This window comes from Stenotrophomonas sp. CFBP8980, from assembly GCF_034046095.1.
Classification (GTDB): domain Bacteria; phylum Pseudomonadota; class Gammaproteobacteria; order Xanthomonadales; family Xanthomonadaceae; genus Stenotrophomonas; species Stenotrophomonas lacuserhaii.
In genome coordinates this window covers 182,384-195,052 of record NZ_JAXCXF010000006.1, presented here as the reverse complement: position 1 = coordinate 195,052, position 12,669 = coordinate 182,384, and the positions used below count along the sequence as shown (strand labels likewise).

Here is a 12,669-nt window from a genome sequence, read left to right as displayed (position 1 = left end):
CCACCGCACTGGGGGAAGAAAAAACGGGCGCGGTAGCGCCGAAGGCAGCGGCAGGAGCCGCTGCCAACGTCGCCTGCGACGGCCCGCAGGGTGCCGGTCAGGACGACCGGCATACCCATGGTCGCGGGCCCATCAGACCCCATTTCCCCCACCCTCCGCCGACCATGGGTCGGCGCTACCAGGGCCGCCGTGAACCTGTCGAAGGTGGGGCGGGGTGGGTTGGCGGGGGCGTTGAGCGCCATGGATGGCGCGAAACAAGGCCCGCATGGATGCAGTCTTTGCCGTCCCCCGCCAACCCACCCCGCCCCGCCAACACACAGCCCCGCGGCTTTTGACGTTAGCCGTTGCTCCAGAACGCAGGCGCCGGGCTGCAAGCCCGGCATCCATACCCCCATCCCAACGCACTGCACAACGGCCCCGCACGCGCCTTCCGCTAGAATCGCGGGCTCTTGAACCAGCAGGACCGTGCAATGCAGTTGTCCAACGTACGTGCCGTCATCACCGGTGGTGTTTCCGGCCTCGGCCTGGCCGTGGCCGAACACCTCGTCGCCCACGGCGGCAAGGTCGCGCTGTTCGACCTCAATGATGAAAAAGGCGCCGCCGCCGTCGCCGCCCTGGGACAGGCGAACGCGTCCTACCAGCAGGTCAACGTCAGCGACGAGGCCGCCGTGGCCGAAGCCATCGAACAGGCCCACGCCTTCCTCGGCGGACTCAACGTGGCAGTGAACTGCGCCGGCATCCTCGGCGCCGGCCGCGTGCTGGGCAAGGAAGGCCCGATGCCGCTGGCCGGTTTCCAGGGCACGGTGATGGTCAACCTGGTCGGCAGCTTCAACCTCGCCAAGGCCGCGGCCAACCGCATCCAGCACAACGACGCCGGTCCGGACGGCGAGCGCGGGGTGATCATCAACACCGCCAGCATCGCCGCCTATGAAGGGCAGATCGGGCAGGCCGCGTATGCCGCCTCCAAGGGCGGCGTGGTCTCGATGACCCTGCCGATGGCCCGCGAACTCTCGCGCTTCGGCATCCGCGTCAACACCATCGCCCCCGGCGTGTTCTGGACGCCGATGGTCGACGGCATGCCGCCGGCCGTGCAGGAATCGCTGGCCGCCTCGATCCCGTTCCCGTCGCGACTGGGCAAGCCGGAAGACTTTGCCAGCCTGGTCGCTTACATTCTCGGCAATACCTATATCAACGGCGAGACCATCCGCCTGGACGGCGCCACCCGGCTCGCTCCGAAGTGATTCCCCCCGGGCGCCGGGACGGCGCCCTCCCCCAACCGACCTACACCACCATGAAAGCCAGCGATATCAAGAAGGGCAACGTCGTCGAATACAACAACGGCGTGTACCAGATCCGCGACATCGAACGCAGCTCGCCGCAGGGCCGCGGCGGCAATGTCCGCTTCCGTTTCATCATGTACAGCGTGCCGGGCGGCAACAAGCTCGACGCCAGCTTCGATTCCGATGACAACCTGCCGGAAGTGGAACTGCTGCGCCGCCTGTCGACCTACTCGTACAAAGATGGCGAAGCGTTCGTGTTCATGGACGACGAGGATTACACTTCCTACACCCTGGATGCAGACGTGATCGGCGATGACGCCGGCTACATCACCGACGGCCTGGCCGGCATCTACGTGCAGGTGATCGACGACCAGCCGGTGGCGATCCAGCTGCCGACCAGCGTCGTGCTGGAAGTGGTGGAGACCCCGCCGGAAATGAAGGGCGGCACCGCCACCAAGCGACCGAAGCCGGCCAAGCTGAGCACCGGCCTGGAAATCATGGTGCCGGAGTACATCGCCAACGGCGAACGCGTGCTGGTCAACACCGCCACCGGCGAATTCGGCGGCCGCGCCGACTGAGTGTCGAGGTCATTGTTTTCGCGGTGCCCACACATGGACTGGGCCGGGCGGGTGGGCTGCACGGGACACGCCGCAAGTACGTCCTTGTAGGCTCGCGTTCGGCTCCTGCCTCACGACGGTCCCCTGCACCCCACCCGCCCGGCCCCGGACAGTTTCCGGTGCCGCCAGCCGCAGGTGGGGGAGAAAAAAGCGGTTGCAGGTTGCATGGCCACCCTGAACCTGTCGAAGGTGGGACGGGGTGGCTGTGCAGGACCGTCTTTTCGCATGGATGCGAAAAGCGAGCCTCCACGGACGGATTCACGGCGTGTCCTGCACAGCCAGCCCGTCCCGCCCACCCGCAGCCGTGCAGCTTTGGCTCTGGCTGTAGCTCTCAGCTCACTGCACCGCGCTGAAACTCCCGCAGCCGTGCAGCTGGCGCGTGCCCACGGTCAGCATCGCCTTCGCATCGAAGGTCTTGCCACTCATATCGTCCTGGCACGGCACCCGCTGCACGCTCAACTTGATCGGCGTGCCATCGGCAGCCGCGCCGGCCCAGCCATCCGGGCCATGTGTGGGGGCAACCACCTCGTACCGTGTCTGGCCGTAATCCACTTCCACGCGCAGCGCCGAAGCACCACCTGCGGCGACTTCAGCCAACCAGCCCGGCTCGTTGCCGGTCGCGCGGAAGGCGTCGGAGGAACGCCCCTCGGCGGCCGGAGCAACAACCGCCGCCGGCGCATCGGAAGGCCCAGCAGCGGCGGCCTCGCGGTTCGGTTCCGGATCCGCCGCAGGCTGGCAGGCGACGGCCAAGGCAACCACCAGCACGGTGGGCAGCAGGAAAAAAGATGGACGCATGTGCGCTCCTCGACATCATTCAACAGCACACCACGCTAACATCCGCACCGTCAACGCGAGGGGAAACGCCAGGCGTGGCGTTCAGATTCCCGCCGGAGCCGGCGTGGCGGCCTGCGCACGCAGATGCGTCCGGAGTGCACGCAGGTTGGCATCCAACGTGTCCAGCTCCTGCCGCTGCTGCACTGGCAGCTGCACGCGCATCTGCCGTCGCAACTGCTTCCAGGCCTGCGGTGCCTGCGTCGATGCTGCCAGCAGCCGTGGCTGCAACGCGGCGAGTTCATCGGCCTGCGGCAGTCCATACCCCGGCCCACCCAGCAACGCGCCGGGCTGCAGCCATTGCCCTGCCTGCTCCAGCAACGTCTGCAACTGCCGCGCCCCGTCGCTGTCACGTTCTGACAGCAGGGCACGCTTCAATGTGTCGCGCGCACGCAGCTCGGCGCGTGCGGACGCGGCCTGCTCCAGCAGCAGCAGGCCGGCAGTGGCGCGCAGCCCGCCACGTTGCAGCCACGGCGTACGCGTTGCGGCGTCCAGCTTCAGCCATGCCTGCGCATCACGCGCCGGCAGCAACAGTTCCTCGCGCGCCGCCGCGAACAGCAGGTCGTAGTGCTGGTCGCTGGATTCGAAGTAGTAGCCCTCGCGGATCGCCGCGGCGCGGTCATCCAGCACGCTTTCATCCAGCCTGCCCAGCCGCGCCAGCCTGCGCCGGAGCCCGCGCGGGCTGATGCGTTCGATGCCGGCCTCCTGCAGCGCAGGCACGCCCGCCTGCAGCAGCTTGGCCGTTTCCACCGCGCAGTTGTTGCCGATGAAGTAATAGCGACCGTCGTAGCTCCAGTGCACCTGCGCGCTGCGCTCGAGCAGGCCGGCAATCTCCTGCGCGGAGAGCTGCAACGGCAGCGAGGCAAGGCCGCGCAGTTCCACCTTGGTGTACTCATCCACTACCTGCTGCAGCGGCAGCACGAACAGGCGTGAGGGGTAGCCACCGGTCAGGCCACGCCAGCTGGACAGCTCGACATCACCCACGAACGCGCGGAACGACAGCACCCGGTGCTGGTCCAGGTCCAGGCGGCAGGCCGGTCCGGGCACCCTGCCCTCGCGGCAGATCACCAGCCGCAGCATGCTGTGGCCCCAGCGGCTCATCGGTACGTCGCCGCTCTCGGCGAACAGGTAATCCACCGCGTAAACGCGCGCCGGATCCAGTCGCATCAGTTCAACCAGACCTTCCTCCGCACCGGCCTGGAGAAGTGGCACGCCGGCATCGCAGTCCGCCTGCCGTGGCGTCGGGCCCAGCGTCGCGGAAAGCCAGGTCGCCAGCGCCGGACGGCGGCAACCGAAGTCCGCATCGAGCAACCAGTGCTCTGCATTGACCGCCAGGTATTCGGCGGCACTCTTGCGCTCGTAGTCGTCCGGGCTGCGGTCACTGAAACGATTCGCGCTGCGCCCCAGTTTCCAGGGACGGCGCTGCCATCCGGCCAGTTCGCGCAAGCGCGCCTGGCCCGACCATCCACCGGCCTGCGCGCGATCAGCCACGTGCACCAGTTCGTGGATCAGCGCGGCCTGCAGCACACGGCCAGCCGCGTCTCCATGGCCATCAAGCAGAGATCGCTGCAGCTGTATGTCGCCGGCGAACGCGCGGCCGGCAACATGCGTAGGTAGCGTATCGACCCAGCGCACCGGCACCTGCGGTGGCAGCGCCGCGCGCAGCGTGCCAGGCAGGCGCTGGGCCACGGCATCCACGGCGCGCTCGGCACGGGCGCGTTCGCCGGCGTCCAGCCCGTGCAGGTCAGGTACCAGCTCGAACCCCTGCGTGGCAGGTGCCAGGCACAGCAGCCACCACGCCAACCACGCGTGGCGGCGCATCGTCATCAGCGCGCGAGCAGCGCCTGGGCCAGCGCGAGGTCGCTGGTTGCGCGGGCCGCCGCATCCTGCTCACGTAGATGGACCAGCGCCGCCTGCAGGCGGGCGCCACGGATCTGGCCATCGCTGGCAACGAAGGCGGCTGCATCATCGCGCGCAGCCAGGATCACCTTGTCATCGCCGGAGCTGCTGCCCGACGAATTGGACGAGGCACCGGAGGCCGAGCCCGCCGAAGTTCCGGCGAAGCTGGAAGCACCCGCAGCCAGCGGCAGCGCCAGCAGGGACAGCGCGAAGGGAACCAGCAGCGAAGGCAGTCGGGTCATCATCGGTCTACTCGTGAAGGGATCGTGCAGAGCGTACCCGACCCCTGACGCAAACGGCAGCTCAGAGATCAAAGACCTTGCCGGGATTCAGCCGGGCTTGCGGATCAAACGCGCGCTTGACCGCCTTCATCAGGCCGATTTCGGCCGGCCCGCGGGTGCTGTCCAGGTAGGCTTTCTTGACCAGCCCGATGCCGTGCTCGGCGGAAATGCTGCCATCGAAACGTGCCAGCACCTGCGCCAGCAGCTTGGTTACCTGCTCACACTGCTGCAGGAACTCCGCATCGCCGGTGTCATCGGGCTTGAGCACGTTGATGTGCAGGTTGCCATCGCCGATGTGGCCGAACCACACGACGTCGAACTGCGGGTAAGCCTGGGTGATCAGCGCCTGGGTCTCAGCGAGGAACGCCGGCATCGCCGAGATCCGCACCGATACGTCGTTCTTGTACGGCTTGTAACGTGCGACCGCCTCGGTGATGCCCTCGCGCAGGCGCCACAACTGCGCGGCCTGGGCGTCACTGGCACTGATCACGCCGTCGATGACCCAGCCATTGCCCATGCAGTCTTCGAACGCCGCCATCGCCGCCGCCTCCTGCGCTTCGTCCCCGGCGGCGAATTCGGTCACCACGTAATACGGATGCACCTCGTCGAACGGCGCCTGCGCACCATGGGCCAGCACATGCCTGAGCGCCTGCGCGGTGAAGAACTCGAAGGCCTGCAGCTGCAGCCGCGCACGGAACGCAGCGAACACCTGCATCAGCACCTCGAAGCTGGGCACGGCGAGCAGCATCACGTTGCTGGCCGGCGGCGGATCGGTCAGCTTCACCGTGGCCTCCACGATCACCCCCAGCGTGCCCTCCGAGCCGATCAGCAGCTGGCGGAAGTCATAGCCGCTGGAGTTCTTGATCAGGCCCTTGTTGAGCTCCAGCAGCTCACCGTCAGCGGTGACAACCTTCAGCCCGGCGATCCACTCGCGGGTGTTGCCGTAGCGGATCACGCGGATACCCCCGGCATTGGTGGCGATGTTGCCGCCGATCGAGCAGGAGCCGCGCGCGGCGAAATCCACCGGGTAGATCAGCCCGTGCTCCAGCGCCGCGTTGTGCAGCGCCTCCAGCGGCATGCCGGCCTGCACCACCAGGGTCCGGTCCACCGCGTCGTAGCACAGCGCCTTGCTCATGCGCTCAAGGCTCAGCACCAGTTCGCCGTTGGCCGCCACCGCGCCGCCGGACAGGCCGGTACGTCCGCCCGACGGCACCACGGCAACGCCTTGGGCAGCACTCCAGCGCATCACCGCCTGCACCTCTTCCACGCTGGCCGGCAACGCGATGGCCAATGGTGCCGGAGTCCAGCGCCGGGTCCAGTCGCGCCCGTAATGCTCCAGATCAGCCGCGTCGGTCTTCAGGCGCAGGTCGGGAACGGCCTGCTGGAGGGAGGCAACGCGGGGATCGGTCATGGCAGTCCAGGCAGACACAGGCAGAACGGGAAAGCGTGCCAGCGCGGCAGCCCAGCGTCCAGCCCTGCGCGCGATCGGAATGGCTACGTCTGCAACCAATTCCGCAGTGCACCATGGGCAGCCGCATCTGGCATAGTGATCAGCCCTTGTCCCACTGGCCGTGCCGTCCCATGTCGCCGAAGAAGACCTCCTACCCCAAGCAGGATATCCGCGTGTTGTTGCTGGAGGGGGTCAGCCAGACCGCCGTGGACGTGTTCTCTGCGGCCGGCTACAGCCAGATCGAACTGCATTCCAAGGCCCTGCCGGAAGAGGAGCTCAAGGCGCGCATCGCCGAAGCCCACATCGTCGGCATCCGCTCGCGCAGCCAGCTGTCGGCCGAGGTACTGGCCGAGGCCAAGCGCGTGATCGCGGTGGGCTGCTTCTGCATCGGCACCAACCAGGTCGACCTGGACGCGGCTGAACTGGCCGGCATCCCGGTGTTCAACGCGCCCTACTCCAACACGCGCAGCGTGGCCGAACTGGTGATCGCCGAAGCCATCATGCTGACCCGCGGCATCCCGCAGAAGAACGCCGAATGCCACCGCGGTGGCTGGTCCAAATCGGCTGCCGGCAGCCACGAAGTGCGCGGCAAGACGCTGGGCATCATCGGCTACGGCCATATCGGCACCCAGGTCGGCGTACTGGCCGAATCGCTGGGCCTGCAGGTGATCTTCCACGATGTTGAGGCCAAGCTGGCGCTGGGCAACGCGCGCGCCGCGGTCAGCCTGGACGACCTGCTGGAACGCTCGGACATCATCACCCTGCACGTGCCGGAGACCCCCGCCACGCAGTGGATGATCGGCGCGACGGAACTGGCGAAGATGCGCCGCGGCGCGCATGTGATAAACGCCGCGCGCGGCACCATCGTCGACATCGCGGCGCTGGATGCAGCGCTCAATTCCGGGCACATCGGCGGTGCGGCGCTGGATGTATTCCCGGTGGAACCCAAGGGCAACGGCGACCTCTTCGAATCCCCGCTGACCGCGCACGACAACGTGATCCTGACCCCGCACGTGGGCGGCAGCACGCTGGAAGCGCAGGACAACATCGGCATCGAGGTGGCGGCCAAGCTGGTGCGCTACAGCGACAACGGCAGCACCCTGACCGCGGTCAACTTCCCCGAAGTCACCCTCCCCGAGCACGACGGCAGCCTGCGCCTGCTGCACATCCACCGCAACGTGCCGGGCGTGCTGTCCAAGGTCAACGAGATCTTCTCGCGCCACAATGTCAACATCGACGGCCAGTTCCTGCGCACTGACGCGAAGGTGGGCTACGTGGTGATCGACATCACCGCCAGCGTGGAGCAGGCGGCCGCCGTTCGCGATGAACTGGCCGCCATCCCCGGCACCCTGCGCACCCGCGTGCTGTACAGCTGACCAGCGGATCGGTAGCGCCCAGCCATGCTCGGCGGCTCTTTGCAGGCGCAACCGGATAGGGTTCGCCGAGCATGGCTCGGCGCTACCTGCGGCTCAGCCAGCGGCGGGCCATCCGCCGCAGCGACTCATCCGCCTGCGGGTCGGCGACGATCTGCGCGATGTCGCGCCAGGCCAGCGCCAGCGACTCTTCGCTGATCGCGTAGGCTTCCGAAGCGCCCGCGCGGATCACGAAACGCACGTCGTAGTGCCAATGCCCCGGCACGTCGTGACGCTCCGGGATCCAGTGCTTGTCCAGGTCGAAGATCGCCGGATCGTCCAGCGACAGCCCGGAGAGCCCTGATTCCTCCTCAGCTTCGTTCAAAGCCACGCGGGCCAGGTCGTGATCGCCATCGGCATGGCCACCCAGCTGCAGCCATCGGTCCAGTTTGCGGTGGTGGGTCAGTAGAACCCGTTGCCCATCGGCGCTCACAAGCCATGCGCTGCCAGTGAAATGGCCTTCCAGCCGCTCGCGAAGAAACGGATCCAACGGATCATCCAGAAGTGTGCTGAATTCGTCAGACAAGTCGCCCTGCACAGGCACTTCAAGCGCGTATCGACGAAGCAGTTGACGCAACGGATCGTCAAGCAGGGCAAGGGTTGCGACAGTTTCCGACATGTCCGCCACGCGTTCAGCAAAAGTATCGGCCATTATCGCCAGAAAATGTTGCACATGCGGCTTGTGCATCACCTTCAGCTTTGGCTAAGGTACAGCGAGCCATTCGCATGGCCTTCACCAACCATACGCGCCGGCGGCAACGCATCGCCGGCCACCCCACGACCACCTAGGGAAGTACCGCATGCTGAAAGCTCTGTTGAGGGTCAAACCGGTTGAGCCAGCCGGACACGTTGACGCTGGCGAACCCATCGAAGGCCGCCTGGACGGCGAAGCCACCCTGAAACGGACGCTCACGGCAAAACACCTGATCCTGCTCGGCATCGGTGCGGTGATCGGTGCGGGCATCTTCGTGATGACCGGCCAGGCCGCGGCGTTCCATGCCGGCCCCGCCGTCACCCTGTCCTTCGTGGCCGCTGGCCTGGCCTGCGCACTGGCCGGCCTGTGCTATGCCGAGTTCGCCGCGATGATGCCGGTCTCCGGCAGTGCCTATTCCTATTCCTATGCCACGCTGGGCGAAGGCATGGCCTGGTTCATCGGCTGGTGCCTGGTACTGGAGTACCTGTTTGCCTCCGCGTCGGTGGCCGTTGCCTGGTCGGCCTATCTGCTGAGCTTTGTGACCACCACGCTGGACATGCCCTTCCCGGCCGCCCTCAGTTCGGCCCCCATCGCCTGGGAAGGCGGCCAGTTCGTCGCCTCGGGGCAGCTGTTCAACCTGCCGGCGGTGTTGATCGTGGCGGTGCTGACCGGCCTGCTGTACGTGGGCATTTCCCAGTCGTCCTTCGTCAACGGCATCATCGTCGCGATCAAGGTCAGCGTGATCTGCCTGTTCATCGGCTTTGGCGCCTCGCACATCGACACGGCCAACTGGCAGCCCTTCATCCCGGAGAACACCGGCACCTTCGGTGAGTTCGGCTGGAGTGGCGTACTGCGCGCCGGCTCGATCGTGTTCTTCGCCTTCATCGGCTTCGATGCGGTGTCCACCGCCGCCGGCGAGACCAAGGACCCGCAACGCAACATGCCGATCGGCCTGCTCGGCTCGCTGGCCGTCTGCACCATCATCTACGTGATCGTGTGCCTGGTGCTGACCGGCCTGCTGCCTTACCAGCAGCTGGGAACCGCCAAGCCGGTCGCCACCGCGCTGGAAGCTTATCCGCAGCTGGCATGGCTGAAAACCGCCGTGGAGATCGGCGCCATCGCCGGCCTGTCCTCGGTGATCCTGGTGATGATGATGGGCCAGACGCGCATCGCCTACACGATTTCCCGCGACGGCCTGCTGCCGGGCTTCCTGGGCAAGGTCCATGCGCGCTTCAAGACGCCCTACGTGGCCACCATCATCGTCGGTGTCATCGCCGCGGCACTGGCCGGCATGATGCCGCTGAACGTACTCGGTGAACTGGTGTCGATGGGCACCCTGCTGGCCTTCGCCACCGTCTGCGTGGGCGTGCTGGTGCTGCGCTACACCCGTCCGGAACTGGTGCGTCCGTTCCGCGTGCCGATGGCCTGGCTGATCTGTCCGCTGGGTGCGCTGGCGTGCCTTACCCTGTTCGCCATGGCCTTCCGCGAACACTGGCACCTGTTCATCGGCTGGACCGTGCTTGGGCTGTTGATCTACTTCGGTTACGGCATGCGCAACAGCAAGCTGGCCAAGTCCTCCTGATACGTCGACGGGTCGGCTCCTGGCCGGCCCGTCTGCTTTGATACCAGCACATCCCGCAGGCACCGGTTGCCTGCACACACCGACAAGAACACACACCCATGCTCAAGCAACTGTGGGCCACCAAGCACCCGCACGCCGCCCACGAAGATGCCAACGGCCTCAGCCTCACCCGTACGCTGGGACCCTGGGGCCTGACCGCACTGGGCATCGGCGCAGTGATCGGCGGCGGCATCTTCGTCATCACCGGCCAGGCCGCCGCCAACCATGCCGGACCGGCGATCATGCTGTCGTTCGTTCTGGCCGCCATCTGCTGCGGTTTCTGCGCGCTGGCCTACGCCGAATTCGCCGCGATGGTGCCGGTTTCCGGCAGTGCCTACAGCTACACCTATGCCACCTTCGGTGAGCTGGCGGCGTGGTTCATCGGCTGGATGCTGGTGCTGGAATACGGCGTCTCCGCCTCGGCGGTGGCGGTCAGCTGGACCGGCTACTTCCTCAGCCTGCTCAGCCATTTCGACATCCACCTGCCCGCCGCGCTGGTCAGCGCGCCACTGGACGGCCAGCTGCGCCCCACCGGAGCTATCGCCAACATCCCCGCTGCGATCCTGGTGCTGCTGCTGACCTGGCTGTGCTACGTCGGCATCCGCAAGTCCTCGGCGATGAACATGGCGATGGTGATCCTGAAAACCGGCCTGATCGTCCTGGTCATCGCAGTGGGCTGGAAGTACGTGGACCCGGCCAACTGGCAGCCGTTCATTCCTGAAAACACGGGCCCCGGCCAGTTCGGCATGGAAGGCGTGCTGCGCGGTGCGGCGATGGTGTTCTTCGCCTACATCGGCTTCGAGGCCGTCTCGGTGGCGGCCCAGGAATCGCACCGTCCGCAGCGTGACATGCCGATCGGCATGATGCTCTCGCTGGTGATCTGCACCATCCTTTACATCGCCATGGCCGCGGTCATGACCGGCCTGGTGCCGTACACCCTGCTGGGCACCGATGAGCCGGTGGTGACGGCCGTGGCCGCCCACCCGTCGCTGGGCTGGCTGCGCGTAGTGGTGGAAATCGGCGCGCTGGTCGGCCTGTCCTCTGTGGTGCTGGTGATGATCATCGGCCAGCCGCGAATCTTCATGATCATGGGCCGTGACGGCCTGTTGCCGCCCCTGTTCACCAAGATCCACCCGACGTACCGCACTCCGCACATCAACACGGTGATCACCGGCATCGGCATCGCCCTGCTGGCCGCGCTGTTTCCGTTGGACGTGCTGGGCGAGCTGACCTCGATGGGCACCCTGATCGCCTTCGCCGCGGTGTGTGCCGGCGTGCTGGTACTGCGCCGCACCCAGCCGGACCTGCCGCGGCCGTTCCGCATCCGCGGTGCCTGGCTGGTCTGCAGCCTGGGCGTGCTGAGCTGCATGGCGCTGCTGTCGGCCATGACGTTCCACAACTGGATGCTGATGGGCGTGTGGACCGTGGTCGGTTTCGCTATCTACTTCGGTTACGGCTTCCGCCACAGCCGCCTGCGCCGGTAACAGGCAGCGGGTAGCGGGTAGCGCCGGGTCATTGACTGGCAGCGCCGAGCCACTGATTGGTAGCGCCGCGCCATGCTCGGCGAGCGCAGCGGCAAGCGACAGCGTGACGGCCAGCGGTCGTGACCCACCCACGGCAAGAGCTGACGGCCAGCGGCCGTCACTACCGGGGCAGGCACGCGCCCTGCCCGGCGGGACCAGATAGCGAGCCACTGAGTGGTAGCGCCGAGCCATGCTCGGCGAGCGCAGCGGCAAGCGACAGCGTGACGACCAACGGTCGTCACCCACCAACGACCAACGGTCGTCACCCACCAACGACCAACGGTCGTGACCTGCCAACGGCAAGAGCTGACGGCCAGCGGCCGTCACTACCGAGCCAGGCACGCGCCCTGCCCGGCGGGACCGGATAGAATGGGGCGCATGAACGCGCCCCTTTTTCCGTATGACAGCCAGCGCCTGAGTGAACTGGCGCAGCTGCTGATCGACAACATCCGCGAGCTGGCTCAGGCCGGCTGGACACCCGCGACCAGCAGCAACTTCTCGCATCGGCTGGACGACCAGCATGCGGCGATCACCGTGTCCGGCCGTGACAAGGGCCGGCTGATCGAAGACGACATCATGGTGGTGGACTTCGACGGCAAGGCCGTCGGCCGCCCGCTGCGCCCGTCTGCCGAAACCCTGCTGCATACCCAGCTGTATCGCCGCTTCCCCGAAGTCGGCTGCGTGCTGCATACCCATTCCCCGGTGCAGACCATCGCCTCGCGGCTGTACGCACCGCAGGGCCACATCCGGCTGGAAGGCTACGAGCTGCTGAAGGCCTTCGCCGGCAACAGCACCCATGAGATGGCCATCGAGGTGCCGGTGTTCGCCAACACGCAGGACATGGACGTGCTGGCCGCCCAGGTCGACGCGCTGCTGGATACCCAGTGCCTGTGGGGCTATCTGATCGACGGCCATGGGTTGTACGCCTGGGGCCGCGACATGGCCGAAGCGCGCCGTCACCTGGAAGCGTTCGAGTTCCTGTTCCACTGCGAACTGGAACTGCGCCGCCTGCGAGGCTGAATCCGGAGGGGTCACATGGCCGATTGGAATCTGACCCCGCC

General features: G+C 66.8%; 11 protein-coding genes. 6 read left to right on the top strand and 5 right to left on the bottom strand.

The window, feature by feature from the left end; translation table 11 throughout:
• The first annotated feature begins 470 nt into the window (after nt 1-470).
• The gene (locus tag SOM47_RS13835; RefSeq protein WP_042613948.1) at nt 471-1,241 is read left to right on the top strand and encodes an SDR family oxidoreductase; all 771 of its coding nucleotides are present in this window, start codon (nt 471-473) and stop codon (nt 1,239-1,241) included.
• A 50-nt stretch (nt 1,242-1,291) separates the two neighbouring features.
• Nucleotides 1,292-1,858 carry an elongation factor P-like protein YeiP gene (gene yeiP, locus SOM47_RS13830; protein WP_320505898.1) on the top strand — a complete coding sequence of 189 codons (567 nt, stop codon included), beginning with the start codon at nt 1,292-1,294 and terminating at the stop codon, nt 1,856-1,858.
• 375 nt (nt 1,859-2,233) lie between these two features.
• Here the strand turns inward: yeiP and SOM47_RS13825 are convergent, their stop codons facing one another.
• The 4 genes from SOM47_RS13825 to SOM47_RS13810 form a co-directional block, all read right to left on the bottom strand.
• Nucleotides 2,234-2,692 carry a hypothetical protein gene (locus SOM47_RS13825; RefSeq protein WP_414715806.1) on the bottom strand — a complete coding sequence of 153 codons (459 nt, stop codon included), beginning with the start codon at nt 2,690-2,692 and terminating at the stop codon, nt 2,234-2,236.
• Between the two features lie 81 nt (nt 2,693-2,773).
• Nucleotides 2,774-4,555: a DUF7844 domain-containing protein gene (locus tag SOM47_RS13820; protein WP_320505897.1), complete on the bottom strand. Its 1,782-nt coding sequence runs from the start codon at nt 4,553-4,555 to the stop codon at nt 2,774-2,776.
• Nucleotides 4,555-4,869 carry a DUF2388 domain-containing protein gene (locus tag SOM47_RS13815; protein ID WP_042613986.1) on the bottom strand — a complete coding sequence of 105 codons (315 nt, stop codon included), beginning with the start codon at nt 4,867-4,869 and terminating at the stop codon, nt 4,555-4,557. Before SOM47_RS13815 ends, SOM47_RS13820 begins: the two co-directional genes overlap by 1 nt.
• A 61-nt stretch (nt 4,870-4,930) precedes the next feature.
• Entirely contained in the window at nt 4,931-6,319 is a 1,389-nt protein-coding gene (locus tag SOM47_RS13810) for a D-2-hydroxyglutarate dehydrogenase (RefSeq protein ID WP_320505896.1), read from the bottom strand.
• A 170-nt stretch (nt 6,320-6,489) separates the two neighbouring features.
• Between SOM47_RS13810 and serA the strand changes: the two genes are divergently transcribed.
• Nucleotides 6,490-7,734 (top strand): phosphoglycerate dehydrogenase, encoded by a 1,245-nt coding sequence (gene serA / locus SOM47_RS13805; RefSeq protein WP_320505895.1) that lies wholly within the window; start codon nt 6,490-6,492, stop codon nt 7,732-7,734.
• 82 nt (nt 7,735-7,816) lie between these two features.
• Here serA and SOM47_RS13800 read toward each other — a convergent pair whose 3' ends face one another.
• Complete coding sequence (locus SOM47_RS13800; RefSeq protein WP_320505927.1) at nt 7,817-8,389, bottom strand: NUDIX hydrolase; 573 nt, start codon at nt 8,387-8,389, stop codon at nt 7,817-7,819.
• A 181-nt stretch (nt 8,390-8,570) separates the two neighbouring features.
• On the opposite strand from SOM47_RS13800, the gene SOM47_RS13795 reads away from it, so the two are divergent.
• The 3 genes from SOM47_RS13795 to SOM47_RS13785 all read left to right on the top strand — a co-directional run bounded on the left by SOM47_RS13795 (nt 8,571) and on the right by SOM47_RS13785 (nt 12,628).
• Entirely contained in the window at nt 8,571-10,046 is a 1,476-nt protein-coding gene (locus SOM47_RS13795) for an amino acid permease (protein ID WP_192083407.1), read from the top strand.
• 98 nt (nt 10,047-10,144) lie between these two features.
• Nucleotides 10,145-11,569: an amino acid permease gene (locus SOM47_RS13790; RefSeq protein WP_042613954.1), complete on the top strand. Its 1,425-nt coding sequence runs from the start codon at nt 10,145-10,147 to the stop codon at nt 11,567-11,569.
• Nucleotides 11,570-11,986: 417 nt separating this feature from the next.
• Nucleotides 11,987-12,628: a methylthioribulose 1-phosphate dehydratase gene (locus SOM47_RS13785; RefSeq protein WP_320505894.1), complete on the top strand. Its 642-nt coding sequence runs from the start codon at nt 11,987-11,989 to the stop codon at nt 12,626-12,628.
• Nucleotides 12,629-12,669: the final 41 nt, after the last annotated feature.

Bases quoted from the DNA above. Each gene is read 5' to 3' on its own strand.
- SOM47_RS13835 (WP_042613948.1), top strand. From the start codon at position 471: ATGCAGTTGTCCAACGTACGTGCCGTCATCACCGGTGGTGTTTCCGGC.
- yeiP (WP_320505898.1), top strand. From the start codon at position 1,292: ATGAAAGCCAGCGATATCAAGAAGGGCAACGTCGTCGAATACAACAAC.
- SOM47_RS13825 (WP_414715806.1), bottom strand. From the start codon at position 2,692: ATGCGTCCATCTTTTTTCCTGCTGCCCACCGTGCTGGTGGTTGCCTTG.
- SOM47_RS13820 (WP_320505897.1), bottom strand. From the start codon at position 4,555: ATGACGATGCGCCGCCACGCGTGGTTGGCGTGGTGGCTGCTGTGCCTG.
- SOM47_RS13815 (WP_042613986.1), bottom strand. From the start codon at position 4,869: ATGACCCGACTGCCTTCGCTGCTGGTTCCCTTCGCGCTGTCCCTGCTG.
- SOM47_RS13810 (WP_320505896.1), bottom strand. From the start codon at position 6,319: ATGACCGATCCCCGCGTTGCCTCCCTCCAGCAGGCCGTTCCCGACCTG.
- serA (WP_320505895.1), top strand. From the start codon at position 6,490: ATGTCGCCGAAGAAGACCTCCTACCCCAAGCAGGATATCCGCGTGTTG.
- SOM47_RS13800 (WP_320505927.1), bottom strand. From the start codon at position 8,389: ATGTCGGAAACTGTCGCAACCCTTGCCCTGCTTGACGATCCGTTGCGT.
- SOM47_RS13795 (WP_192083407.1), top strand. From the start codon at position 8,571: ATGCTGAAAGCTCTGTTGAGGGTCAAACCGGTTGAGCCAGCCGGACAC.
- SOM47_RS13790 (WP_042613954.1), top strand. From the start codon at position 10,145: ATGCTCAAGCAACTGTGGGCCACCAAGCACCCGCACGCCGCCCACGAA.
- SOM47_RS13785 (WP_320505894.1), top strand. From the start codon at position 11,987: ATGAACGCGCCCCTTTTTCCGTATGACAGCCAGCGCCTGAGTGAACTG.